This is a genomic window from Vreelandella massiliensis (genome assembly GCF_900155385.1).
Classification (GTDB): Bacteria; Pseudomonadota; Gammaproteobacteria; order Pseudomonadales; family Halomonadaceae; genus Vreelandella; species Vreelandella massiliensis.
On record NZ_LT699745.1, the window covers coordinates 1813606 to 1838413 of the forward strand.

The window sequence follows — 24808 nt, forward strand, 5'->3', positions numbered from 1 at the left end:
GGTGAGCGACCTTTGGGTCAGGGTTCTTGCGACAGGCGGTCGATTTCAGCGCGAAACTCGTCCAGGTCCTGAAACTTGCGGTATACCGAGGCAAAGCGGATATAGGCCACTTGATCCAGCTGCTTGAGGGCCTGCATCACCGACTCGCCGATTTCACGGGCGTTGATCTCGCGATCCCCTCTCGCGCGCAGCGTTTGGCGAATACGCTCGATAGCGGTTTCGATCGCTTCCGTGCTGACCGGACGCTTCTCTAGCGCCCGCAGCATGCCCGCGCGCAGTTTCTGCTCGTCAAAGGACTCGCGCGAACCGTCAGATTTTACCACGCGCGGCATAATCAGCTCGGCCGTTTCATAGGTGGTAAAACGCTCATGGCATCCCGCACACTGGCGGCGACGGCGAACTTGGTCGCCCTCCGCGACCAGACGGGAGTCGGTGACTCGGGTATCGTTGGCACCACAAAAGGGGCAATGCATTGCGTCGACCTGTTATCAGGCGTGTTAAAAAAGCATACGTTCAGGTTTAGTCTAGTACGCATTGTAACGACTTAAGCGCTCGGATTCATGCAAACTGGCCCAAACGGTTGTCTGCCATGCCACCTCGATAATAATCAGCGCATAATCTTGACCTGCGACAATCGATCGATTTTCCCACTCCCCACGCCTGACAAGCGCCAACGCCCACGAGGACACCATGTTTCGATCGCCGCTACGTTTACCGCCTTTTATACTGCTGTCTTCTGCCCTTTTGACCAGCTTCAGCACCCACGCCATGGCGCAGGAAACGCTGCCTGCCCCTATCCAAGCTCTGGAGGAACAAGGCATTGACATCCACGGGCAATTCAGCGCACCCAGTGGGTTACGCGGTTTCGGGGCAAGCGTACAGGGCCGCGAAATGGCGATCTATCTCACCCCCGATGGCGAGCATGCGATTGTGGGTACGCTGATGGATCGCGAGGGGAATGACCTCACCGAACCACAGCTTGACGAGCACGTTCGCGCACCGCTTGAGGCGCAAACCTGGGCACTGCTAGAAGAGAGCCACTGGATTCAGGACGGCGATCGCGACGCCCCGCGTGTGATTTACACCTTCACCGACCCTAACTGCCCCTACTGCCAACAACTTTGGGAGGCCACGCGCCCCTGGGTAGAAGCCGGCCGCGTTCAACTGCGCCATATCATGGTCGGCATTCTTGCCGCCGACAGCCCCGGAAAAGCCGCCGCGCTGCTGGGCGCAGACAATCCCGAGGCCGCCTTACAAGCGCATAAACGTGGCGATCGTATTGAGGCCAGCGCACAGCCACGCGACATTGAAGAGCAAGTGTATGCCAATAACCAGCTCTTTGAAGCTCTCGGGCTCTACGCAACCCCCACCAGCGCCTTCCAACGCGAAACCGAAAACGGCAGCGTGCGTATTGAGCGTATACAAGGCATGCCCAGCGAAGAGCGCCTCATCGAAATGATGGGTAGCGAAGCGCCTTCGTCGTAATATCTTATCCGTTATAGCGGATATTTAGTTATTTATACCCTGTAGGGGATAAATGACGATTGTCCTGCGTAGCGAGTAAAGTCAGCGTATCGTGCTTCTATTGTCAGTATGCTATGTGTGGGGGTAAGACATCAGAAACCGGCTTCTTTCTGGTGACGGATGGCCAATACCACCACATTGTCCACATCAAGACGATATCGCGCGACGTAACCACTATCGCCAAAATCGATCAGCCAATCACGATACACCTCAGGTAGATCGTCAATCGGGCGACCTATATGGGGATATTTTCTAAGCTCCTGAATGCCGTGAAGAATCTCCCTAGCGGCTCTTTCGGCTGCTGCTGGATTCTTAGCAAACATCCGCGAGAACCCTCGCCCGATTCAGGGCGGGGAGGAAAGCGGGCAGCGCGTTAGCGCTGCTGGGGTTGATCTTCGCCCCTTATCGACTATTATGTATATACATACAGATTAACAAGCCGCGATGCCATGCTGAAAGCCACCAAAGTTCGCATTTATCCAACCCCTGAGCAGGCGGCGTTTTTGAACGCCCAGTTCGGTGCGGTGCGGTTTGTGTACAACAAGGCGCTGCATATCATCCGATCGCAGTACAAACGGCATGGCACCAAACTCCGCGCGAAAAAAGATCTCAAGCCGTTGCTGGCGGTGGCCAAAAAGTCGCGCAAGTACCACTGGCTTAAAGACTATGACTCTATCGCGTTGCAACAAGCGTGCATTAACCTGGATCGGGCTTTCCAGAACTTCTTTGACCCCAAATTACCTGCCCGCTACCCCAGGTTCAAACGCAAGCACGGCAAGCAATCGAGCTATCACTGTACCGGCATCAAGGTCGGTGAGGGTGAGATCAAGATACCCAAACTCGGGCCGGTCAAGGCGCGCCTTCACCGTGAAATAACCGGCACACTGAAAAGCATCACGTTAACCCGCACCACCACCACCGGCAAATACTACGCCTCGGTGCTGGTCGATGACGGTGCGGAAGCCCCGGCGCCGCTTCAAACCGTGCAGTCGGTCATCGGCGTGGACATGGGGCTGACACACCTCGCCATCGACTCCAGTGGCCGTAAGGTCGCCAACCCCCGCTTTCTCAAGCGCGCGCGTGCCAACCTACGCCGCAAACAGAAAGCACTCTCCCGCTGCCAAAAAGGCAGCAAGGGCCGTGCGAAAGCACGGCTGAAGCTGGCCAAGGCGCACGAGCGCCTGGCGAATGCCCGTGCTGACTTCCAGCACAAGCTGTCTCGACAACTCATTGACGACAACCAAGCGGTGATTGTCGAGACCCTGAAAGTCAAAAACCTGCTGAAAAACCGCAAGCTGGCAAAACATATTGCCGATGCGAGTTGGTTCAGCCTGATCCAAAAACTGGACTATAAAGCCAGGGAGCAAGGCAAGCATCTGGTCAAAATCGACCAGTGGTTCGCCAGTTCCAAAACCTGTGCTGGCTGCGGCCATAAGGTTGCGGACATGCCGCTATCGGTACGCCGCTGGGATTGCGAGCACTGCGGCACGAAGGACATTGACCGCGATATCAACGCCGCAATCAACATCCGCCAGCAAGGCATCTTGCAACTCAAGGCCGAAGGACTGTCGGTCTCTGCCCACGGAGGCCTGCGTAAGCCCGGTCACGCACCGGCAGCGGCCTGAGAAGTGGGAAGCCTCGCCCGTGGCGCGTCAGCGCTTAGGGCGGGGAGCAGTCACGTCGTAGGAACTCACGCAATCGTTCAAGATCCCGGACTGCTGCCGGGGCAAGGATCACCTGTGGCATGTGGGAGCCGACACCTCATCGTCCTTCCCCCAACTGACCAGCCACTGCTCCACTTCGTCAGCAGTGACATGCAAACCAGTTGCTTGGTATTCCTCCCAAGCTTTGAGAGTATCCTGCTTAAAAGCCTCGCGTCTTTCCTCACGTTCTATGTACTGCTCAATAGCATCACGCATAAGCCAGTGTGCCGATCGCTGTCGGGCTTCAGCCAGATGCTGCACTCTTTCTTTCAGCGCATCGTCGAGTTTGATGGATGTTGGTTTTGCCATGCCGATCTCCGCAGCAAAAGGTAATACCTATAACTACTTTAGGCTGTTTCAGCTACGCTGTCGACGGCCACGCAGAAGCAAAAATCCCTTTATGTTTCCCTGCCATTGACGAGGCAATGCGATTGCATTACCTTAAGTGCATTACTTCTGCATTGCCACTGTACGGGCCAATCATGAACACGACCATTGAGGATGACTCCACCCTGACGGATCGCTACCAGACGACCATTCCGGCATCGGTTCGTCGTGTGCTGAAGCTGAAACGTCGCGATCGGATTCACTACGTGATTCGCCCCAATGGGGAAGTGGTGCTCACTCGCGCCCGCGATGAGCACAGCCAAGATCCCGTGATGACCAGCTTCCTGGCCTTCCTAGAGCGCGATCTGCAGGAGCACCCGGAAAATATTCGTCCTGTCACTGCAAGCACCTTTGCCGAGGCCGAACGCCTGACGGCAGGCATTGAGGTCGATCTCGATGAGGAACTGCCAGAAGACGACGACACATGAGTCCACTGGAGATAAACGGATGGACGATCTACGCACATCCGCTATTCCTTGAGCAGGTCGATGCGCTCACCAATAAGGTAAAGCAACTCCAGGAAAAGGATCCACTCGGATATCACAGCAAACCGGCCACCAAGCGTCTGGCGGCGATTGTGAAGCTGGCCAAGAACGACATTCCACAGGATCCGGCAGGCCCTCAGTATCGCCAAGGAAACACCCTCGGGTCTGAGCACACCCATTGGTGCCGGGCAAAGTTCTATCAGCAGTACCGGCTATTCTTTCGCTACGACCTTGCGAGCAAGATCCTCATCTACGCCTGGGTCAACGACGAATCCACCAAGCGAGCCTATGACAGCAAACAAGATGCTTACACTATCTTCCGCAAGATGCTCAAGAACGGTAATCCACCGGATAGCTGGAATGATCTGTGGAGAGCGGCCATCAGTGATGGCGAAAATATCAAAGCGCTTCTGGGGGCAGAGGATGATGAGCCTTAATTTCGACATGCTGGGATTGGCACCTCGTAATCGTCCCCATTAGCCGGCCACGTCATCAGCGGTCACGTGCAAGCCGGTTACTGGTCTAGCGAGCGGTTATGCGGATTTTCGCTAAAACCCCGCCCAGCGATATAGCCGGGCGAGGCTGGAGCTACAAAGCGCCTTTTTAACTGTACGGCTCACTCTTCTAGGTCTTCAAAACGCGGCACGCCGACGTTCCAGGGTTTGATCTCATCGCCTTTTTCACCCCAGTTGGCATGATCGCCGAGGCGGTGGCCATCGTGCTCGCGCACTTGGCCGTAGCTTGAGTTTTTGTGGAAGGTCGGGCCGAACTTCTCCAGCACCTCATCGACGCTGCCGTCGTAGCGCGGATCCTGTGGGCGCTCTTGCTGGGTCATGTAGAGCGCTACATCCCACGCTTCTTGGTCGGATAGCGAGAGCGGCTGCCCCAGTGGCATGTTGTTCTTGATAAACCCGGCCGCGGTGTGCGTGCGCACAATACCGGCACCCCAGTTATTCGAGCCGTCGCCCCAGAGGGCCGGAAAGACATACTCGCCATCCTCGTAGTGACCCGAGCCATCTTCCTGGTGGCAAATCGCGCACTGCTCCTGATAAACCGCTTCCCCGCGGGCATAGCTGAGTTCCGCCGGGCGCTCCGGAGCGGGGAAGCCACGGCCGTAAATCGGCTGATCGGGGTAGACCGGTGCGCCAGTGGCCAGCCAGCGGTGATACGCCGAGAGTGCCAACATATCATCGCTGCCATACTCAGGCGGGGTGCCGTTCATCGAGTAAGCAAAACAGCCGGCGATGCGCTCTTCCAGGTTGTTGACGTGCTGGTTTTTGCCGCGGAAGTTCGGCAAGGTCACCGCCGCGGGCCATACCGGCGCGCTAAACGGCTGGCGGCCTTCACCCAGGTGACAGCTTGAACAGTTCATGTCATTGAAGACGTTTTCACCTCGAAGCTGCTGGGTATCGGTGAAAAGCGCATAGCCGCGCCGAATGACGTTTTTGAGTTCGGGGTGAAGGTCGGAGGCTTCCAGATCCGCCATGGTCGGGGGCACATGCACCAGCTCACCCTCCTTGGGTGCCGGGTAGCCCAACTCGACCAAATTTTGATAAGGCATCGCTTGGCTCTGCGCGTTGTCACTCTGCGCCTGGGCGGTGACGACGCCCACACCGACGATAGAGGCGCTAACGACCGCCAGCGCAAGGCTTTTTTTACCCATTACCATGATCACTCCTCCCCTTCTGCGCTAACGGTTTGGCTGGCGTACCAGGCCGCGACCGCTTCGATATCGTCGTCGCTCATGCGCTTGGCAATGGCCCCCATCAAGTTCTGCGGGTCGTTGGAACGCTCGTCATTCTTCCAAGCATGCAGCTGGGTGCGAATATACCCCGCGTGTTGACTCGCTATCCCCGGGAAGTCGCTACCGACCCCTGTGCCGCCAGGACCGTGGCAGCTTTTGCACGACACAATGTACTGATCCCAGTCGCCCCGGTTGGCAAGCTGCTCACCACGCGTGAGCTCTGCCTCTGACGCGCTCTCACCTCCGCCAGCGGGAGTCACCGGCATCTGGCTGTAGTACGCGGCCACATCGGCAATTTGTTGCTCATTGAGCATGTTGGCGAAGGGCATCATGCTGGCGTTTTGACGGCGTCCGGCTTTAAAGTCATGCAGCTGCTTTTCAATATAGCCGGCATCCAGGCCGGCCAAGCGCGGCCACGACTCACCCTTGGGCACGTTCATGCCGCTGCCGTTGGCTTGGTGACAGGCGGTGCAGGTGGCCGCAGCCGCCTGCCCGCGCTCTGGGTCGCCTGGCTCAACGGCGAGCGCGTTGCCAGCGTATAAACCGGCGCCAAGTAGCAGGCCTAGCCCGCCTAATATCCTCTTGCTCATCACGGATTCCCCTTTATGTTGTCGTTATCCTTAAGCCGTTTTTAACCGCTTAAGGTCGTTGGCCAGCGCCGGCTCACGTGAAGCCTTAGCGCTCGCTGGCACAATGAATTCCACCGTCAGGCCTGCCCCCTCCTGGCTTTCAAGCACCAGGCGAGCGCCAAAGCGCTCGGCAATGGCGGCCACAATGGCGAGCCCGAGCCCGCTGCCTTGCTGCTTGCTCGCACGCCAAAAACGCTCAGTTAGTTGGTCGAGCATATCCTGTGAGATGCCCGGTCCTTGGTCGCTTACGCAAAAAGCCACGGCTTGCTCGGCCTCGACCCATCGGGCACTCACGGTGACGGGTTGGTCCTGCGGGCCGTGGCGCAAGGCGTTATCGAGCACATTACGCAGGGCGGTAATCGCCAATTCACGCGGCATCTGCAGCACCGCTTGCGGCCAGCGCTCGGGCAATAAAAACCGCTGTATTGGGTCGGCATTGGTGTCGGCAATCGCGCAGGTGACGATATCGGCCACATCGCTGACCTCACCGTCATCAAAGCGCAAACGCCCTTCCACGCGCGCCAGGGTCAAAAGCTGGTCGAGGGTGCGGCTTAAACGGACAACTCCCTCTTCCGCCTGGGTTATGGCGTCAATCGCCGCGGCCCCTTCGACCCTGCGGGCCACTTGCAGGTGGGTTTTAATCGCGGTCAGCGGGGTGCGCAGCTCGTGGGCGGCGTCGTTGGTAAAGCGCTGCTCGCGTATGATGGCCTGCTGTACCCGTGCCAAAAGGCCGTTTAGCGTCTCAATCAAAGGACGGATTTCAGCCGGCATGGCGTATGTCGTTACCGGTGCAAGGGCATCCGGGTGGCGGCGTGATAGCGATTCGCGCAGACGCGTCAGGGGAGCCAACCCGCGCCAAAGCACCAGCCAAACCACTGTTAGACTCCCGACCAGTGCCACAACAAAAGGCACCACCGCCACCTGGATCACGTCCGACAGCAGCATGTCGCGCTCATCCATGCGGTCAGCGGTGGTGATGGTGAGACCACCGCGCTCATAGGTAAACACACGCCAGGTCATACCGCCCTCTCGGCGATAGGCATGACCACGCTCCCCCGGCATGAGCACCTGCTCCATGTCGGTATGGGTGCGCGCCACGATTTCACCGCGCGGCGAATGCACCTGGCACGCAAGCCCTTCAATCGGGGGAATTGATAGGGCGCGCTGATCGGCTTGCGCCCACACGTCGGTCGGCAGCTGCAGCATTAAGCCTGCGACCATGCGCGCTGACTGGGCTAAACGCTGATCCAGCGTTTCCACCACCTTGTTTTCCAAATCCTGCATCAACCACGCCGCCGCACTGCCCCAAAGAAGCGAAAGGGTTAATCCAAGCGTCAACAGCAGGCGCGCGCGCAAACTCATGACGACGGCGTCCTTCTATTTTCTGAATTCCCCACCTCATCGGGCTTACCCAGCCGGTAACCCAAGCCACGCACGGTCTCGATAACACCGCTCCCGAGCTTGCGCCGCAGATGGTGGATATGCACGTTAAGGGCATTGCTTTCGACATCGTCGTTCATGCCGTAGAGGCTGTCTTTCAGCTGATCGGCGGTTAATACGCTGCGCGGGGCGTATAAAAAGGCTTCCAGCAACACCAGCTCACGACGAGAAAGCGCGACCACCTCCCCTTCCACGCTGACTTGTCTTGACGCCGGATCCAGCGACAGCGCGCCGTGAGTCATCACTCCGCTGCTACGCCCCGCCGCACGCCTAAGCAGGGCGTAAAGCCGTGCGACCAGTTCATCCAGGTCGAACGGCTTTACCAGATAATCGTCCGCCCCGCCCTGCAAGCCATCCACACGATCTCGCACGGCATCGCGTGCAGTGAGAATCAGCACCGGCGTTTCCACACCGCAGCGACGCCACTCTGCCAAGAGCTGGAGTCCGTCACCCTCGGGCATACCACGATCAAGAATCACAGCGTCAGTGGTCACGGATTCCAAGGCCTGGCGCGCTGCTTGCAGGGTTGACACGTGATCCACGACAAAGTCGTAGGTCATTAACCCGGCCCGAATCCCCGAAGCCACCAGCGCATCATCTTCCACCAGCAATATATGCATAACGGTTCCTTTGCTATAACGTTCAGCATGACAAGGCCGCATTAACCGAATGTTAAAAACGCCCGCGCAGTGAACGATAAGGACAAAAAAACCCCTTGCCAGCGCCGCCGACAAGGGGAAAGTAAAACGAACGTCTAGGCGTTAGCGCGTGAGAGCCCGCGCGCCAAACCAGCCCACCACCATCGCGATTAACATGGCGGCAAGCGGTAGTGTCAGACCCGCCACCGAGGCGATGGCCGGACCTGGGCAGTACCCCGACAACCCCCAGCCGATGCCAAACAGCGCCGCCCCACCGAGGAGCTTGATGTCCAGGTCTTGCTTGGTCGGCAGTTGGAAGCGTTCGCCAAGCAAAGGGGCCGAGCGCTTAAACACCAGGCGATAACCGATAAAGCTGGTCACCACGGCCCCGCCAAGGACAAACATCAGCGTGGGATCCCACGCCCCGGCAATGTCCAAAAACCCCAGCACCCGAGCCGGGTCGGTCATCCCCGAAACGGCGAGCCCGAGCCCAAACAGTAAGCCGGCGATATAGCCCATTACGCTTTTCATTTTCCCTACTCCTTCGCTGCTTTCTCTTTCAGTGCGTTTTGAATGCCTTTTGGCGTTCGTTTATGTGTTCTCAACCGCCGTTCACCGCGTTGACTAACAGCAACACGACCCCAAAAAAGTAGAGCACGGTGATGGCGACACTCTCCGCGCCGATGCGCCCAAGCCCCCGCTCCTGGCGCCGGATGAGCCCCATCATCAAAATGCTCGACATCACCAACGTCAGCGTTAACCACAGCGTCACTTCCGCGGTCATGGTGTGGTAGATCGAGCCCGGGCGGTAAGCAATATCCGAGGCGGCGGTGAAGAGCGTATCAAAGGCGTTGCCGCCGATAATGCCGCCCACGGCCAGGGTAAGCGCCCCACGGCGCACCGCCGCCACCGAGGTCACAAGCTCGGGGATCGACGTGCTGACGGCGGTCAACAGCACGCCCACCGCCGTTTGCGACAACCCCGTTTTGAGCGCGATATTGCTGGCCGCGGGCTCCAGCAGCCAGCCGGCAACCCCAAGTCCGCCCATCAACAATAAAAAGGTCACGGCAAGTCTTGGCAGCGATGGCATGGCGCTGGTGTCATCGGGAGTATCTTCCCGCGTCTCCATGGTCATCAACGGGCGCCACATGGGCGCCGAACGCGCTCCTCTGACCATATAGATGCCATAGACATACAGCGCAAACAGCAAGGGCGTGACCGGGTGAACGCCCCACATCGTGATATCGGGCAGCGTCGGAGTGAGCAGGATAATGCCGAGCAGCGTGATCAACAGGGCATTCTGCAGCATATTGGGCACCGACGCGGCGGCGTGCTCCAAGTTGGCGCGCCGATAGGCGAGATCGGCCACCACCAGAAAGAGCGTCTGCACGGCAATCCCGCCGAGGGCATTGCTCACGGCAAGCTCCGGATGGTTGTTCCAGGCGGCGGTGACCGACAGCACGGAGCCGGCAAGCGACGTCGAGGCCCCGAGCAGCAAGGCGCCCGCCACCGCTTCGCCAATGCCGGTGCGATCCGCCAGCTGATCCACCACCCGCGTGATCCATGTGCCCAAGACGGCGATGGCCAGCGCACACCCGGCAAAGACCAGAATGCTGTCGAATAGCGACCAGCTATTAGGGTCAAGCATGGCCAATATGCCCTTTTAACTCACTCAAACACGACGATAACGGCAACGCCATACTCAAAAACCGGCCGCGTTAAGAAGCGGCGAAAGGTCGAGCCGCCCAAAGCGCCGACACTGCGCTTGCCACTGCTCGGCCGGGCTTTGTCTTTCTTCGACAAGGTGCTCAAGAGGCTTAAGATAGACCGTCTCGTCGGTGTGATGCGCATTGCCTTTACGGCGCCGTTCAAGCCCTGCTCGTGCCAGGGTGAGCGTGTACTCAAGCGCCTCGCCCAGCGAATCGGCACGGTACATACCCCTTACCGGTACCGCCGAGCTCTCACTCATCGTCATGCTTGGGAGACGGTGGCGCAGTTCATTGAACACGGCGGCTTCGCCACCCTCGATGAAGGCAAGGGCCGCATCAAGCGAGCTTTCGTCATAAAGAATACCGGTCCAGAAGGCGGCCAGGGCCATGCTCTGCTCAAGGGGGAGGGTATCGTTGCCCCGCAGCTCAATGCGCTCTTTTAAGCGCACCTCAAACATCAAGGTATTGAGGTGGGCTCGCCAATCCGAAAGCGTCGGCCTTTCGCCAGCAAGCTCGGGTAGGCGCCCGTTGAGCATGTCGGCAAAAAAATGTCCAGCAAGGTCCACATGAGCGTCGTCGCGCTTCACTGAGTACATCGGCACCTCAACGGCTCTGCGCACGTAGCGGGCAAAGCTGAGCTCCGGTGACAACGCCAGGGGCAGCACGCCGCAGCGGGCCGAGTCGGTATGCAGCCAAACGTAGTTACGATAGGACGAAAAGCCGCTATCCCGCCCATCAGCAAAGGGCGAGTTCGCCATGGCCAGCATGACCAAGGGTTGCAACGCCGTCGCCACGCGCACCTTGGCCGCCATGTCCGCTTCGCTTTGGTAATCAAAATTCAGCTGAAAAGCGCAGCAGCGGCGCATCATATCAAGACCATGCACTCCGACACGCGGCATATAGCGGCGCATAATGTGGTAGCGGTCATGGGGCATCCACTCCCCTGCGTCCCGGGACCACTGCGGCGCGAACCCCAGCGCCATGACGCCAAGATCCATGTCCGCGCTCAGCTTGGCGAGGCGCTGACGATGCGCGCGCATTTCGTCGTACACGCCGTGCAGATCCGGCCATGGGCTTCCGGAAAGCTCTAGCTGGCCGGCAGGCTCCAAAGTGATGGCCGCCTTATCGCGCTTAAGACCTACCAGTGCCTCACGCTGATAGACCCCTTCCCAGCCCTGGCGCTGAAGGCTGGATAAAAGCGCGTGGATGCTGCACTCACCGTCGTAGGGGAGCGGTGCTTGAGTTTGGCGCGAGAAGATAAACGCCTCGTGCTCGACACCAATCAGGCAGTGGTCATGAGGCTTGCACTGCGCTGCCAAATCCTCAACCAGCGCCTCCTCATCTTTTACCTGCATTTAACACCGCCCCCATTGATGGCCTCCATTTACGACGCTCGCCATAGACGCTCAATATCCGGCGGCAACTGGCTGGCCACGTCTTCCACCTCGCCGTCACTGATTTGGCTTCGCAACGTGGCGAATACCCGTTGTGCGATGGATTCCGCTTCCGTTGGCGTGGTCTCTAGCGCCTCGGCCACCCGCGCGATAAAGGTATCCTTGCCGAAACGCTCCGGCGCTCGCGCCTTGCCGCCCTGGCAGTGATCCAAAAGCGTTTGAAGCTTATCGGGAAGCTGCGCTTCCAGAGTCTTCGACGCGGCGGGTTGGATGCGCTCTTCCAGGGTGCGAAGCACGGCCACGGTGGCGCACTCGGCCTCGCCCCGGCTCATATCCCCGGGCGCGCAGAGCTCACTGATGAACGTGTAATAGGTGGTTTCGGCATGGCCACTGAGCGACGCTTGCGTGGCACTTTCGTGGGGATGATGTGGCGTCGTCATAAGCTAACCTCCTTCTCGGTTGGTGTTCCGACATGGTCGTTAATGACTCCGTCGGCAATCGATCCAAAGTCGCCTTTTTCAGTGTGGACGAAATCTCGCCAGAGGCAAAACGCGGGCCTGTGACACCCCGCGGCTGAGACGATGCAATCAACAAAGGCTAGGCAATCGACAGCACATGGCGCACCACGTAGACGGTGATAATCGCCATGACCAAGAACACCAGCGTGGCGGCCAAGGAGCGTGGTGAGAGGCGCGCTAACCCGCAAACGCCGTGCCCGCTGGTACAGCCGCTACCGATCCCGGTGCCCAAGCCAACGAGCAGCCCCGCGAGCAGCATCAACCCAACACCACCAGCGGGGTCGCCGACAACCGCATTTGGGGTATCGGCCACATTCCCCCACTCTCCGCCCAACACCATGAGCAGCAGAGGGCCGCTGATCAAGCCCAGCACAAACGTCACCCGCCAGGCGCTATCACCCTTGGGGCGCTGAGTCACCAAGTTCCCCACGATGCCGCTAATCCCCGCGATACGTCCCAGGGTGCCCATCAGCCAGATCGCTGAGAGCCCGATCAGTACGCCACCCACAAGGCCTTGTAGACTTGCCGTCCAATCCACGTTGATCTCCTTTTTTGCAGCGCCGATTCGCTATCGGCGCTATGGACTCTTGGCTTACGGATTCTTCGTCTTGCAGGTGCTGATGCCTAGCAGTGAGTAGGCCGGACAGGTATTGAACAGGCCTGTCGCTAGCGGTAACACGCCGATCCAGCCCCACACGCCAATGGTGCCGGTCACAGCCAGCAAAATGAGTAGTGCGCCCACGACAATGCGAGCTATTTTATCGAATCCACCGACGTTCTTTTTCATGGTTGCTCTCCTTAAACCCGTGACTAGGTTGACTATTGCAAAGGGGAAGCGGCGGCCATCGTGGGCGCCGCCTCATGGGTGCCGTTTGCCCACGGCAAGGTTGACGCATTAGGACAAGAGGCGTGCTCGGGATAGCGCGCGTTGGTTGGCTGCGTCAGGGCCACCCAAGCGTGATAGGTGCTTAAATGAACAAAGCCGGTCAATGCCTGGCAGAACGCCGTGTTCTGTAAACGATCCATCACCGGGCCTTTCACCTCGGCCAAATGCAGGCTGACGCCGGCATCACTCAACCGCTGGTTAATCGTCTCCAGACTTTCCAGCGCGGAGGCATCGATGACATTGACCGCCTGGCACGCCAGCACCACGTGTTTTACGTCAGGTTGACGGCTTACCTCGTCCATCACCGTATCTTCAAGATAGCGCGCGTTGGCGAAATAGAGGCTTTCATCGACGCGCAAAATACACAGGTGCGGCACCGTTTCGACCTGATGACGCTCAATGTTGCGAAAATGCTCACTCCCCGGCACCCGGCCAATCACCGCGCTATGCGGGCGGCTCGTGCGATAGAGATGCAGCGCTAAAGAAAGGCCCACCCCAGCGAGAATGCCGCTTTCGACGCCACTGACCAGCGTGACAACAATGGTCGCTAGCATGGCGGCGAAATCACTGCGCGAGTAGCGCCATGTCCGCACGATGGCGGGGAAATCCACCAGGCTCAGCACCGCGATAATGATCGTCGCGGCGAGGGTCGCAACGGGCAAATAGGCAATCAACGGTGTCAAGACCAGTGCTGCGACGCCAATCCCCACGGCGGTAAAAGCCCCGGCCGCCGGTGTTTGGGCGCCGGCATCGAAATTGACCACCGAGCGGGAGAAACCGCCGGTAACCGGCATCCCGCCGGAAAAGGAAGCCGCTAAGTTGGCACCGCCCAAACCAATCAGCTCCTGATTGGGGTCGATGCGCTGGCGGCGTTTCGCCGCTAAAGTTTGCCCGACCGACACCGATTCGACAAAGCCGACAATGCTGATTAAAAGCGCCGCCATCAGTAAGTCACCCCAAAGCCCCGGCTCGAAGCCGGGCAGCGTGATGGGCGGCAGCCCAGCAGGAATATCGCCGACAACATCGACCCCCTGCTTATCCAGACCCAATTGCCACGTCAGTAGCGTGGTCACGGCCACCGCGACAATGGGCGCGGCTTTCGTGAGCATGTCCGCCGTGGCGACCGATACACCCATGGCCGTCAGCGAACCTTTCAGCCAGCGCCGTACCGCATAAAGAAAGAGCAGGCTGCCCCCACCGAGTAGTAAGGTCGCCCCATGGATACTCCCCGCCTGCTCAACCAGCCCGCTGAGCAGGGTGACCATGTTGTGGCCGCTCGCTTCCACCCCGATTAGGTGGCGCAACTGACCTGCCGCAATAATCAAGCCTGAGGCGGTAATAAACCCCGAGATGACCGGGTGACTGAGAAAATTGGCCAAAAACCCCAGTCGCGCCACGCCCATTAACGTCAATATCAGCCCGGAGAGCAGGGCCAGCACCAGCGCGGCCCCCACGTATTCAGGGCTTCCCGGCGTGGCCAAATTGCCCAACGCCGCGGCAGTCATCAGCGACACCACCGCCACCGGCCCCACGGCCAGTGTGCGGCTGGTGCCGAATACCGCATAGGCCACCAGGGGCAAGACGCTGGCATAAAGCCCCACTTCCGCCGGTAACCCTGCCAGCATGGCGTACGCTAGCGACTGCGGGATCAGCATGATGGTCACAATCACCGCGGCTAGCAGGTCGCGCGTCAGGGTTTCCCGGCGATAGTGCGGCAACCACTGGAAAATAGGCAGGTAGCGTTTAGGATTCACTGCATTGCCTCACTGTGTCCACGCTTCTTAAAACGCATTAATCGGCACTTTAAGGTACACCTGACCGTTGTCATCGGCAGGCGGCATTTCACCGGCGCGCATATTGACCTGCACCGAGGGAATAATCAGCCGCGGCATGCCCAGGGTGGCATCACGCTCAGCGCGCATTTTGACGAACGCTTCTTCGCTAATACCGTCGCGCACATGAACGTTTTGCGCCCGCTGCTCGGCCACCGTGGTTTCGTGCTGATAAGCATCACGACCGGGGGCTTTGTAGTCGTGGCACATAAACAGTCGCGTGTGACCGGGCAAGGCGAGCACTTTTTGGATCGAGCGATAAAGCGCCCGCGCGTCGCCTCCGGGGAAGTCACAGCGCGCGGTACCAAAATCCGGCATAAAGAGCGTATCGCCCACAAAGGCGGCATCGCCGATCACATAGGTTAAGCAAGCGGGCGTATGCCCCGGGGTGTGCAGCACGCGTCCTTCCAACCCCCCGATGTGAAAGGTGTCGCCCTCTTCAAACAGGGCATCGAACTGGCTGCCATCGCGGGCAAACTCGGTACCGGCGTTAAACGCCTTACCAAAGACATCCTGCACCACGGTGATGTTGGCGCCGATACCCGTCTTGCCGCCCAACTGCTCATGCAGATAAGGCGCAGCCGAGAGGTGATCGGCGTGCACGTGGGTTTCCAATATCCACTCCACGTTAAGATGGTGCTCACGTACAAAGGCAATAATCTCATCAGCGGAGCGAACGTCGGTGCGCCCAGCGGCGTAGTCGAAATCGAGCACCGAATCCAAGATCGCGCACGCTTGACTATTCGGGTCCTGCACGACGTAGCTAAAGGTGTTGGTGGGCTCGTCAAAAAAGGGAGTGACCAAAGGCGTTGTCATCAGATTTTGCGCGGGATACCCGGTACGTCTAGTGCCGGGAGGAATAGCGCGTCGCTCGCAGAGCGACTGGGTTACGCCACCGCTTGCCCCGCTCCTCCTTTCAGTTGGTGAATAGTCGGGGTGAGGTGATAGCCGTAGCCATCACCGCGTTGGATCACGGTGCAGTGTTTGTGCAAAATGCCTTGGACGGCACCGTGGTCGGTCTGGATATTGAAGCTGCCGGTTTTGCGCACCGCAACACGGCCCGTATGCGTGCCCGCTTTCTTGCCGGTCGGCACAATGGCCTTGACCATGTCGCCGGTCTGGAAGCCGTGTACCTGCTTCTGGCGCATCAGGTAGCCGCGTGAAAAACCGTGTTTCGTTAAGCGGGTACGCTGGTAGCTGCCGCGTCCGGTGCATTTGATGGTGAGGGTTGGCACTCTCCAGTCGTGCAGCATGTCAAAAGCGCCGACGCAGGCCGCGTCCAAGGAGTGAGTCTTGGGAATGTCGAGCCTCTCACGGTTGAATTTGGTGCGACCACCCGTACCCACTGCCACCGGCAGGCCGGTGGCGTTGAGCGCATTAAACAGCGCCCAACGGGTGGCGTTGACCGCACTGGCATCCCGTAGCGGGCGCTTGAGTTCACGCTGCACGCGCTCCAGCCGCGCGTCCGCTGACAGGCCGTTAGCCTTGAGGCGCTTTTTCAGGCCTTTGTCGGAGGCGAAAAAAGTCGCCAAGGGCAGTGAGTCCTTGGCCTGATTGCAGTCGTGGCAGGCTATCGTCAAGTTGCTGACCCGGTCAGAGCCGCCGCTTGAACTCGGCACCACATGCTCAATCTCAAGATGCGTCTCGGTCGCCCCGCAATAGGCACATTCTCGTCCCCACTTCTCCAGCAGGTACTCGCGCACCTCGTAGCCTAGCAGCGTGCCCTGTTGGTACTCGACGCCGCTGATTTCGGGGTTTTCCATCCTTTGGGTATCAAAGCGCACCAACTCCTGGCTGATCGCGGTGATCGGCGCCAGCCGTGACAGCCGCTCCATCCACGCCATCACCGTATCCACCCGGTGCTGCAAGCTGGGTGGCAGCCAACCGGCTTTGCGCGTCCGGTTGTCAAAGCGCGGGGCGCGGTAGCGCAGGTTCTTTGACCGGCGACGACGCCGAAAACCACGGCGCTGTTCCAAGGCTTTCCTGATCTGAAAGCCGCGATGCACCAGATCGAACAGACACAGCACATGCCGCTGTTGGTCGTCTGGTTCGGCACCGTCTGCCTCGCGCATCAGCGCCAGCCCGGTCGTCTTGCTGCCGGGGTCAATACTCAACCGTAGCGGCTGGGTATCGCCACCCACCCGATCTTTCAGCCGAAGGGTGAACGGATAGCGCTTATGCACCACGGCACGCCCGCGCTCCAGCAGCAGCCGAGCGCGCTTTTCGCTGCACGGCATTAACGGCTGCTTCTGTTTATCCAATACGAAAACCGCCATGCGATTTCCTCCTAAAATAGAACCCTTACGGGTCTGGTATCGCGGGGCTTGCGCCCAGTCTCCCCTCGGGAATGTCGATAACCGGCTCCTGCCAACGATACTGCTATCGGCAGCGATCAAGACCTTCGGCGTTTTACCTTGCGCCAGCATGATCCTGACCTTTCAGTGCCCACCGCTGAGGAAGAACGGTGGGGTGAGTCTTGGCGACCTGTTATCAACGTAGCGGGCTGGTTACTGCTCTCCCTGGTCAACCCGGCTTGCTTTCACAAGCCTCTGCCTTCAGGCAGAGGTAGTTGACAGAAAGCCTCCTGAAGAGGGGAAAAACCGGCAACCAATGAATTGGTACCAGTATAACGCAAATAATGTTATATATTTATACTTTTTTTGACTATAAAGCTAGCTGCATAAAACAACACCGCCCAGCCAGGGCTGAGCGGTGTCGATTTTTGGTAGCAATGCGGGAAATGGCTTAAAAGCTAAAGACCGGAATCGCCGGGTCGCGCATCATTTCCGCCATCGGGCCTGGCGTGGCAACGCCGACGCCTTCTAGTAGATCATCCTCTGCGTAATCGGAATTCGGTAGGTAGATCGCACACACATCGACCTCAACGCCTTTACCCATAAGCATTTGCAGTAACCCTTCGGGTTTAATCTGCTCCATGGGGTGTCCAGGCGGTGTGTTGACCGCTTCCTCGCTCGCGTAGCCGTCGACGGCCAAATCACCGGCTTCGTCGCAAAGTAGGATGTGCAGATCCGTGCCCTGCTCCTGCATGGCATTGCTTAAAATCATGGCCATGCTTTGCGTTTGCACTTCATCGCTGGTGACGATGACTAAAGCGCGATCTTGGGACTCGCCGTGATTATCAGCGGTTGCCAGCGTCGGTAGTGCAAAAGCGGCCGCGCTTAGGGCGGTAGCGGCAACGAGTGAATAGCGCATGGTAGAACTCCTCAAAACAGCATAAAGCCAGCACCGCCGTGTGTTGCACGCGGTGCAAGGGGGGGTGAAATTACTCTTCGTCGTACTTGCCTTCGTACCAAGCGACATCCGGGTCAATGTTGTAGCTCCACGGCAACCCGGAGTTGCGCCAACCGTCGCGTGCCCGAACGCCGGCGGAGTCGCCCTCTGCCAGCTTGCCGCCTTCAAAGCCATCGCTCACTGAGTACACTTCGGAGTAGCCCATATCCGCCAAAAGGTCCGCGGCCGGCGCGCTACGTGTCGAACCGGAGCGGCACATCATGATGATAGGGGTATCCTCATCCACATCGTGTGCCTGTAGCTCGGCACGAATCTGATCTTGGAAATCCGGGTTACGGACAATTGGCCAGGTTTTCGCTTCATCATCAAACCGCGCGCGATTCGCCAATACCCAGGGCACGTGGATGTCCGTTGGCTCGGCAAAGCCGGTGAACTTGATCTCGATCGGGTCACGCACATCAATCAGTACCGCATCGCTCTCCTCCTGCATGAGCGCGTAGGCTTCTTTCGCGGTGACGTATAGACCCAACTGGGTTTCACGGTAAGCCGCTGCCTCTTTGTCTTGCGCTTGCGCCACACTACCCCAGCTCATGGCAAGTGCTGCGGCAATCGCCATGGGCAAAGAAGTGCGTGCGAAAAAACGGTGATGCATGACGTTGCTGCCGATCATAATCAAACCCTCTAAGTTAATAACTATATAGTCAGCATAGCCAAAAAAACCGCCAGCAACCTGTGGCGGTTTGTCGCAATACGAAAGAGGCAGAAAGCGCGATCCGCCGATAGAAAAAAAATTTCCCGGAATACTTGGCATCGAGCGCAAAATAGCTATACTCAAATTGTACCCGCTGGCCACCCTGTACACCCTCCCCCTTAGCCAGCGGGCTGCAGTGAGCCAAGCCCTTTTTTGCCCGCCCTCCCCCGGCGGGCTTTTTTTTGGCGCTCTATTGGCCTTGCCGTGAGTGAAACGGCTACTCCACGTGAATCACGACCTCTACACGACGGTTACGCGCGCGCCCCTGGGCCGTGTCGTTATCGGCAAGCGGCTCTGTGGCGGCCAACCCCACGGCGCGAAGGCGCTCCGTTGCCACGCCGGCTGCTTCCAGCGCTTCAACAATCGCGATCGCCCGGGCACTAGAGAGCGCCCAATTGGAGGGGAACTCCTCGGTATTGATCGGGCGACTATCGGAGTGGCCTTCTACGGAGACTTTACCGTCGTAACGCTGGATCGTATCCACAAGGCTCGCCACCAGCGCCTCCCCATCCCCGGTTAGCGCCGCGTCAGAGCTGGGGAACAGCAGCTGATCCTGAACGCGGAGGTTAATGCCTTCCGAGACACGGGAGACTTCCACGCCGGCTAAATCGGGCAGGTATAGCGAGTCCTCCACGCGCTGGGTGAGCGCTTGGTTAAGCGCTTGTGCGCTGGCGATGGCGTCATCCTCGACTTCCACCACATTGGCGGGAGGCCGGTCGGTCAGCACCACCATAAACTCCGCCAGCGGCTGGGTTAAATCAAACCCGGACGGCATCATCAAACGCGGCAGCTCCGGTGCGGGTAACAACGTGGGTTCAGCCTCAAGCTCAGGCCTGGCCAGCAATCGAGGAGGCGCCGGCACGCGCGGCGGCAAACCCGCCACTCCCAACGCGGCACTTATCGCCATGGGGCTAAGCTCTCCGGGAGCGATACGAGGCAGTTGCTGTTTTTTACGCAATTGTGCCAGCGGCTCCGGAAGCGGGACTTCTAAACGCGGCGCGGCGCGCATTGGCTTCACGTCTGGCGCACGCGCGCCTACCAACCACCCTGGGTTAGCCGCTTCCGCCGCCACGATGATAATCACAAACAGCGCCACCAACAGCGTCATGATATCGATGTAGCTGACCATCCATACGCTGTCGCTATCGTCGTCGTGGCGCACTTTCATCAAGGAGTCGTGGCGCGGCCCGCTGCGGTGATCTTCAAGCATTCGCGTTATCGCTCATTCAAGTGTCAGACTCCGTAGCCGATAAGGGGTAAGCATGGCAAACTAGTCTACCAAACGTCGTTTTTATCGCGAGAAGGAACTGCCGGTGCCCGCTTTTTTACGTTCTATGCTTCGACCACAGAATACGCTTCGGTCACGGGCCAGCGCCTTACGCTGGCTGCGCTCCATCGCCGTAGGCGCAGTGGCTATAACGCTTGGCGGCTGCTTTTACGCCAACACCTCACAAGCGCCGATTGCGACCACCTACCCCTACACCGAACAGCAGCGCATGCAGGCCGCTCATCACTGGAATGTGCTCGCGCAGCACGAAGCCGATGGGATTCTCGCCAATAGCCGCGTGCGTTTCCGTGACCTTTACCTGCAACCCGACCCTGATGCCCCCGCCAACGAAAACCACGGCGGCGAATTTGGTCGCGGGTTTCAGGACTTGCTCACCAGCCAGCTCGTCTCTCGCGGCGCGACGGTGACCACCGAACCCAGCGCCCAGAGCGCGACGGTCAGAGTCAATGTGGAAGTGGTGAATCACCGCGACCGCGGCTACATCCGCCCTCCGAGAGGCGCGTTTACTGCCCTGGCCGGCGGTGTGGCGGTGGCAACGCATCCTTTTAACCACTGGAGCGAACCGGCTCTCGCCCTAATACCCGCCGCCATCACGGCCGACATCACCAGCGGTAGCTGGACCTATACGGGCGACGAGGAAATCATCGTCACGACCCAAATTGTCGACGGCGAGCGCATTCTCTACTCCTCATCGAATATTTACTACACCAACCAGGGCGACCGTCGCCACTATGCCCCGCATCGCGTACCTAAGCCGCCGGCCACCCCGACGGTTTCCATCACTGACTCTTGGTAATGCCATGCCTCTGATGCCTTTTTTTCCGCTACGTTCACGTACGGCACGCTTTTTCGCCGTCGGCTGCCTCACACTGCTCTTAAACGCATGCGCCGCGCTCAACCAAAACAGCGCCGACGATGAGCCGGCGCCGGACCTTTCAGAACTTGCCCACCAAGCGGCAGAGCGCATCGTGGCGGGCAACCCCGATATCACCCGCTACAGCCCGATGATTGCAGCCACCTTCGTGGATATCGATAACTTAAGCGAATCATCGACTTTCGGGCGCATCAGCTCGGAAATCATGGCATCCGCACTGGCAAGCCAGGGCATGCAGGTACGCGAAGTCAAAATGCGCGACAGCATGTTCATCGAAGAGAGCGTGGGCGAGCTGATCCTCTCGCGCCAAGTGCAGCGCCTAAGCGCCCAGCACGACGCCCGCTCCATTTTGATGGGCACCTATGCCCAAGGGCAGGAGTTCATCTACGTCAGCGCGCGCGTGGTGAGAACGGGGGATGCGATGGTGCTGGGCACCGCGGATTTTCGCTTGCCGCTAAATAACAATACCCGCAGCTTGCTTGATACGGGAGGGTGGTGATTGCAGGCTCAAGTGTCATTCGCACCGTATAGCGCCTTTGTATCCCCAAAATACCTTTCTACTCGTTAAGGGAAGGTCAAGCTAACGCTAAAAAGGCAGCCTCGGGCTGCCTTAAAAACATAACAGTCACTATCCGTAGAACCTAGAACGTATAGCTAATACCGATTAGTGCTACCGGGAATACCGGTAATTTGTCGATGTCGTCTTTTAGGCTCTCCTCTTCGGCGCGAAGGTCATCGCGCAGCATCGGAGAGCTGTTCTCAAGACCGTTTGTCGTATGCAACGAGACATCAATATCCGTGGCGACAACACCAAACTCAGAGAAAAAGCCAAGGCCGCGCTCGTTAGAGCTGCGCCACCCCCATCCCACGTAAGGCTGAGTGCCATCTGACACGGTCGCGGTGCCCACCACAGAACCGATCGTAGCCGCCGGGTAATTCGTGCCGTTCAATTCGTAGGTCATGCCGCTCTGCGGTGTTCCCGTCACGCTCGCGTCGATGTCCGGCATCATGGCGCCGGCAGTAATGAAGAAACGTCCACCGAACGGGTAGTAATCCAGCTTGAGGCTCGAGGCTTTCATGCCGAAATCGGCCTCGTAGTCGACCCCATCCTCTTCGAGATCAGTGTCCCAATCCAATCCATTGGTGTAGCGGGCGGTTACCGCGAGATTGTTATGGAAGCGGTAAGACACGTCGCCACCGAAGCCTGTTGTACCGGCAATCGCACCGACCGAAATATGCCGCTCAAACTCATCCGCGCTTGCGTTGGCCGCAGAGATTAGTACCAGCGCGCTTGCCACAAGACCTAATGTCGTTTTTTTCATCCCTGTGTATCCCTTGATGCAATCCAGTTAGACCGTTTTTTGTCCTCACTGAGGTGATGGAAGTGCTGAATAATTTTTGGCAGCCAATGCTACCTTACCAAGAGGCAATTTTATGTAGGACATTGACCTACTGCGTGTAAGCCATTTCTTACAAAGGCGAACGCCTCCAGTTTTTTTGCGGCCCGTGACAACAAATTCGCAAGATATCAAAGGGGAAGGTACATCCTCGCCAGAACGGTCAAATAGCTGTAGACGTTCGCCTGCACGAACTGAGGCGGTGATGGAGGAGAACGACCCTGCGCTGCTCGCCGCCGCGCTGGGTGATGTCGCCCGCGCGCGCAACATGAGTCAGCTTGCCAAGGCCCAGGGGCTGCCTCTTTCCATCGAACCGCTCTCGCGACAGTAGGTGGTGGCGCTAGCGCTGCTGGCCGCGGAGCGCTTGCTGAAGGGTGAGTTGATCACCAAGGGAGGGGCGTGGCGGATCGAGCAGTGATCCGCCGGGGAGTTAGTGCTTGAACATTTCTTCAAGGCTAGTGGCGAACAGCACATCGCGCATCCAGTCTTTCAACTGATCATGGTCGGCTTGTGTGAGCCTCTCCTCCACCCACCCAGGCACCTCACCAAACTTAAAGTTGAGCTGGGCCCGCACAACATCGCGGGCCTCTGCCAGGCGGCCTTCCTGACGCCCTTCCTGACGCCCTTCCAAGCGTTCCTTCTTGACCAAATTCTCTAGGTTTTCTGCCAACATATCTTTGTCCTCTACCAGGCTTTCGAGCTGATCCAGGTTGACCCGAGCACCGAGCCGATGCAAATGACGCTTGAGCCAGCGGGTAATGATCCGGTCGATGCGCTCCTTGTTGGGGTCGGCCTGGATGATCGCTACGACACGATCCACCGCCTCCTGCAAGGCTTCCCAGCTCTCCCCGGCGTTCTCGACACTGAACACCCCGCTCAGTGGTGTCTGGCGTAAGCCCAACTCCTCGTCAGTATAGCGACCTTCGTCAATCAGATAGTAGCGCAAGTGTGGCTGGTAGACCTGCAGAAACGCGGGGGTTCCGGGTACACCATGTCGTAGATATCCAGCGGCGGCGTCCAGGACTTCGAGCCGTTGTAGAGCACGATGGGCAGGATAGGTGGCAGGCCTTGGCCGGGAGTGATGACTTTATTTTTGAGCAGTTCGCAGTAGAAACAAGCGACGTAGTGCATCAACCGAATCGGCATGCTGGAATCCACCGCCGACTGAAACTCCAGCAGGATGTACAGGAACACCTGCTGCGTTACCCCCCTCCCAAGTCACTTCGACCGACCACACCACGTCCTCGAACTTCTCTTCAAATAACGGGGTGATGTAGTTACCGCTGTGGTTCGTGAGCGTCGAAAAATCCATCAGCCCGGCAATGTCAGCCGGTGCAAAGCCTTCAATTAGCTGCTGAACAAACTCGGGGTAGCTGAATAGCTCTTTATACCCAGTATCATGATGGTTGGTGGCCATGGCGCGTCCCTACAAATAGTCTGCAGGCAGCTTACCACGCCTGGCCGGATTCGCGGAGACGCCGTGATAGCTCGCGAGGCTAAGCGTCTGATTTAATGGCCATGATTGCTACCTCGGGCTAATCTGATGGCTTTCCGCTACCGAGACCTCGCCATGCCCGAGAGTCATCCTCGCCGTGATGACGCCGGCCAGCCGGTTATCTTTACGGCACCCTCAACACCCACGCCCCTATCCTGCTGGGATGACCCCACTACTATCGCCAGGGTGGTGCCAGATGGGCCACTGCCTGAGCGGCTGAACGGGCTGGCGCTGCCCCCTGGTTCACCCCAAGGCAGCGATGACGCTAACTGGCGTCTGACCTTGCCACCGCTGGCCATCGTACCGGGCAAGGCGCCTGCCGCCGGCGCCGTAGTCATGGAGCCCGACGGCAGGGTATGGGTGATTCATCCCAGCAATGCCTTCGGTGGCTACCGAGCGACGTTCCCCAAGGGCAAGCAGGAGCCGGGGCTGAGCCTGGAACAAACCGCCATCAAAGAGACGTTCGAGGAAGCCGGGCTGGTCATCGCCCTGACCCGCTGGCTAATCGACGTGCCGCGCTCGAGCAGCGTGTGCCGTTACTTCCTGGCAAGACGACTGGGTGGCAGTCCTGCTGATATGGGCTGGGAAAGCCAGGCGGTGAGCCTGGTGCCTATCGCGCGCCTAGATGAGGTGCTGCACCACCCTAACGATCAACCGCTGCGGGAGGCCTTACGCCATGTTTGAAAGATTCTTGTGCACCATCAGCCGCTCAATCCATGCCTATGCCCTGTCGCATCGGCATAAGTGCGGGTTTGCAAAGGGAGCAATGCTTTACGCAGTGAGGTGGTAGTGTCTGTAAGCCCCCATCGCTTGCTAGGGGAATAACGGCCTTGAGTAGGCGTATCGTCATTGCCTAGCAATT

At 58.7% G+C, this 24808-nt stretch carries 31 protein-coding genes; 8 read left to right on the forward strand and 23 right to left on the reverse strand.

All coding sequences use genetic code 11. From position 1 onward, the window contains the following. Positions 1-17: 17 nt before the first annotated feature. Positions 18-473 (reverse strand): transcriptional regulator NrdR, encoded by a 456-nt coding sequence (nrdR, locus tag BQ9846_RS13150; RefSeq protein ID WP_075881406.1) that lies wholly within the window; start codon positions 471-473, stop codon positions 18-20. Positions 474-690: 217 nt separating this feature from the next. On the opposite strand from nrdR, the gene dsbG reads away from it, so the two are divergent. Continuing rightward, entirely contained in the window at positions 691-1485 is a 795-nt protein-coding gene (gene dsbG / locus BQ9846_RS13155) for a thiol:disulfide interchange protein DsbG (RefSeq protein WP_075881407.1), read from the forward strand. 131 nt (positions 1486-1616) lie between these two features. Here the strand turns inward: dsbG and BQ9846_RS13160 are convergent, their stop codons facing one another. After that, positions 1617-1847 carry a type II toxin-antitoxin system RelE/ParE family toxin gene (locus tag BQ9846_RS13160; RefSeq protein ID WP_083651576.1) on the reverse strand — a complete coding sequence of 77 codons (231 nt, stop codon included), beginning with the start codon at positions 1845-1847 and terminating at the stop codon, positions 1617-1619. Positions 1848-1973: 126 nt separating this feature from the next. Here BQ9846_RS13160 and BQ9846_RS13165 point away from each other — a divergent pair, with 126 nt between their 5' ends. Continuing rightward, positions 1974-3149: an RNA-guided endonuclease InsQ/TnpB family protein gene (locus BQ9846_RS13165; protein ID WP_075881408.1), complete on the forward strand. Its 1176-nt coding sequence runs from the start codon at positions 1974-1976 to the stop codon at positions 3147-3149. 108 nt (positions 3150-3257) lie between these two features. On the opposite strand, the gene BQ9846_RS13170 is transcribed toward BQ9846_RS13165, so the two are convergent. Then, positions 3258-3536 carry a CopG family ribbon-helix-helix protein gene (locus BQ9846_RS13170; protein WP_075881409.1) on the reverse strand — a complete coding sequence of 93 codons (279 nt, stop codon included), beginning with the start codon at positions 3534-3536 and terminating at the stop codon, positions 3258-3260. A gap of 173 nt (positions 3537-3709) precedes the next feature. Here BQ9846_RS13170 and BQ9846_RS13175 point away from each other — a divergent pair, with 173 nt between their 5' ends. Next, positions 3710-4042 carry a type II toxin-antitoxin system PrlF family antitoxin gene (locus tag BQ9846_RS13175; protein ID WP_075881410.1) on the forward strand — a complete coding sequence of 111 codons (333 nt, stop codon included), beginning with the start codon at positions 3710-3712 and terminating at the stop codon, positions 4040-4042. Then, positions 4039-4536, forward strand: coding sequence for a type II toxin-antitoxin system YhaV family toxin (locus BQ9846_RS13180; protein WP_075881411.1), 498 nt, complete (start codon positions 4039-4041; stop codon positions 4534-4536). The genes BQ9846_RS13175 and BQ9846_RS13180 overlap by 4 nt, the downstream gene beginning before the upstream one ends. A gap of 179 nt (positions 4537-4715) precedes the next feature. Here the strand turns inward: BQ9846_RS13180 and BQ9846_RS13185 are convergent, their stop codons facing one another. From BQ9846_RS13185 to BQ9846_RS13260, 16 genes are all read right to left on the reverse strand, one after another. After that, positions 4716-5768: a c-type cytochrome gene (locus BQ9846_RS13185; RefSeq protein WP_144049422.1), complete on the reverse strand. Its 1053-nt coding sequence runs from the start codon at positions 5766-5768 to the stop codon at positions 4716-4718. Between the two features lie 2 nt (positions 5769-5770). Further along, complete coding sequence (locus tag BQ9846_RS13190; protein ID WP_075881412.1) at positions 5771-6433, reverse strand: c-type cytochrome; 663 nt, start codon at positions 6431-6433, stop codon at positions 5771-5773. A gap of 30 nt (positions 6434-6463) precedes the next feature. After that, complete coding sequence (locus tag BQ9846_RS13195; protein ID WP_075881413.1) at positions 6464-7834, reverse strand: ATP-binding protein; 1371 nt, start codon at positions 7832-7834, stop codon at positions 6464-6466. Continuing rightward, a complete protein-coding gene (locus tag BQ9846_RS13200) occupies positions 7831-8532 on the reverse strand; it encodes a response regulator (RefSeq protein ID WP_075881414.1) in 702 nt (233 codons plus the stop codon). The genes BQ9846_RS13195 and BQ9846_RS13200 overlap by 4 nt, the downstream gene beginning before the upstream one ends. A gap of 141 nt (positions 8533-8673) precedes the next feature. Next, positions 8674-9081 (reverse strand): DUF6691 family protein, encoded by a 408-nt coding sequence (locus BQ9846_RS13205; protein ID WP_075881415.1) that lies wholly within the window; start codon positions 9079-9081, stop codon positions 8674-8676. 70 nt (positions 9082-9151) lie between these two features. Beyond that, positions 9152-10198: a sodium:calcium antiporter gene (locus BQ9846_RS13210; RefSeq protein WP_075881416.1), complete on the reverse strand. Its 1047-nt coding sequence runs from the start codon at positions 10196-10198 to the stop codon at positions 9152-9154. Positions 10199-10252: 54 nt separating this feature from the next. Then, a complete protein-coding gene (locus tag BQ9846_RS13215; protein WP_075881417.1) occupies positions 10253-11614 on the reverse strand; it encodes a glutamate--cysteine ligase in 1362 nt (453 codons plus the stop codon). A gap of 29 nt (positions 11615-11643) precedes the next feature. Beyond that, the gene (locus BQ9846_RS13220; RefSeq protein WP_075881418.1) at positions 11644-12093 is read right to left on the reverse strand and encodes a DUF2267 domain-containing protein; all 450 of its coding nucleotides are present in this window, start codon (positions 12091-12093) and stop codon (positions 11644-11646) included. A 157-nt stretch (positions 12094-12250) separates the two neighbouring features. Continuing rightward, entirely contained in the window at positions 12251-12709 is a 459-nt protein-coding gene (locus tag BQ9846_RS13225) for a YeeE/YedE family protein (protein ID WP_075881419.1), read from the reverse strand. Positions 12710-12763: 54 nt separating this feature from the next. Further along, on the reverse strand, positions 12764-12958 hold the full coding sequence (locus tag BQ9846_RS13230; protein ID WP_075881420.1) for a YgaP family membrane protein: 195 nt from the start codon (positions 12956-12958) through the stop codon (positions 12764-12766). 32 nt (positions 12959-12990) lie between these two features. After that, positions 12991-14811, reverse strand: coding sequence for a SulP family inorganic anion transporter (locus BQ9846_RS13235; protein WP_083651577.1), 1821 nt, complete (start codon positions 14809-14811; stop codon positions 12991-12993). 27 nt (positions 14812-14838) lie between these two features. After that, entirely contained in the window at positions 14839-15705 is an 867-nt protein-coding gene (locus tag BQ9846_RS13240) for an MBL fold metallo-hydrolase (RefSeq protein ID WP_075881421.1), read from the reverse strand. A gap of 71 nt (positions 15706-15776) precedes the next feature. Continuing rightward, positions 15777-17165 (reverse strand): RNA-guided endonuclease IscB, encoded by a 1389-nt coding sequence (gene iscB, locus BQ9846_RS13245; protein ID WP_075881422.1) that lies wholly within the window; start codon positions 17163-17165, stop codon positions 15777-15779. Between the two features lie 469 nt (positions 17166-17634). Further along, positions 17635-18102 carry a DsrE family protein gene (locus BQ9846_RS13250; protein WP_075881423.1) on the reverse strand — a complete coding sequence of 156 codons (468 nt, stop codon included), beginning with the start codon at positions 18100-18102 and terminating at the stop codon, positions 17635-17637. Positions 18103-18172: 70 nt separating this feature from the next. Further along, positions 18173-18811, reverse strand: coding sequence for a rhodanese-like domain-containing protein (locus BQ9846_RS13255; protein ID WP_235818963.1), 639 nt, complete (start codon positions 18809-18811; stop codon positions 18173-18175). A 298-nt stretch (positions 18812-19109) separates the two neighbouring features. Continuing rightward, entirely contained in the window at positions 19110-20102 is a 993-nt protein-coding gene (locus BQ9846_RS13260; RefSeq protein ID WP_075881424.1) for an OmpA family protein, read from the reverse strand. A 103-nt stretch (positions 20103-20205) separates the two neighbouring features. Between BQ9846_RS13260 and BQ9846_RS13265 the strand changes: the two genes are divergently transcribed. Together BQ9846_RS13265 and BQ9846_RS13270 are read left to right on the forward strand one after the other, a co-directional pair. Further along, complete coding sequence (locus BQ9846_RS13265; protein WP_328585370.1) at positions 20206-20976, forward strand: hypothetical protein; 771 nt, start codon at positions 20206-20208, stop codon at positions 20974-20976. A gap of 4 nt (positions 20977-20980) precedes the next feature. After that, complete coding sequence (locus tag BQ9846_RS13270; RefSeq protein WP_159437927.1) at positions 20981-21553, forward strand: FlgO family outer membrane protein; 573 nt, start codon at positions 20981-20983, stop codon at positions 21551-21553. Between the two features lie 142 nt (positions 21554-21695). Here BQ9846_RS13270 and BQ9846_RS13275 read toward each other — a convergent pair whose 3' ends face one another. Further along, on the reverse strand, positions 21696-22376 hold the full coding sequence (locus tag BQ9846_RS13275) for a hypothetical protein (protein ID WP_075881425.1): 681 nt from the start codon (positions 22374-22376) through the stop codon (positions 21696-21698). A gap of 280 nt (positions 22377-22656) precedes the next feature. Here BQ9846_RS13275 and BQ9846_RS17110 point away from each other — a divergent pair, with 280 nt between their 5' ends. Continuing rightward, on the forward strand, positions 22657-22782 hold the full coding sequence (locus tag BQ9846_RS17110) for a helix-turn-helix domain-containing transcriptional regulator (protein ID WP_268874687.1): 126 nt from the start codon (positions 22657-22659) through the stop codon (positions 22780-22782). 99 nt (positions 22783-22881) lie between these two features. On the opposite strand, the gene BQ9846_RS17035 is transcribed toward BQ9846_RS17110, so the two are convergent. From BQ9846_RS17035 to BQ9846_RS17040, 3 genes are read right to left on the reverse strand one after another with little or no spacing between them, the layout of a single operon-like run. Beyond that, on the reverse strand, positions 22882-23397 hold the full coding sequence (locus BQ9846_RS17035) for an RpnC/YadD family protein (RefSeq protein ID WP_235818964.1): 516 nt from the start codon (positions 23395-23397) through the stop codon (positions 22882-22884). Beyond that, positions 23382-23597, reverse strand: a complete 216-nt coding sequence (locus BQ9846_RS17115; RefSeq protein WP_268874688.1) for an Rpn family recombination-promoting nuclease/putative transposase — start codon at positions 23595-23597, stop codon at positions 23382-23384. The genes BQ9846_RS17035 and BQ9846_RS17115 overlap by 16 nt, the downstream gene beginning before the upstream one ends. Next, the gene (locus tag BQ9846_RS17040; protein WP_268874689.1) at positions 23539-23868 is read right to left on the reverse strand and encodes an Rpn family recombination-promoting nuclease/putative transposase; all 330 of its coding nucleotides are present in this window, start codon (positions 23866-23868) and stop codon (positions 23539-23541) included. The genes BQ9846_RS17115 and BQ9846_RS17040 overlap by 59 nt, the downstream gene beginning before the upstream one ends. Before the next feature lie 126 nt (positions 23869-23994). Here BQ9846_RS17040 and BQ9846_RS13290 point away from each other — a divergent pair, with 126 nt between their 5' ends. Further along, positions 23995-24630, forward strand: coding sequence for an NUDIX hydrolase (locus BQ9846_RS13290; RefSeq protein WP_210433190.1), 636 nt, complete (start codon positions 23995-23997; stop codon positions 24628-24630). The last annotated feature ends 178 nt before the right edge of the window (positions 24631-24808 follow it).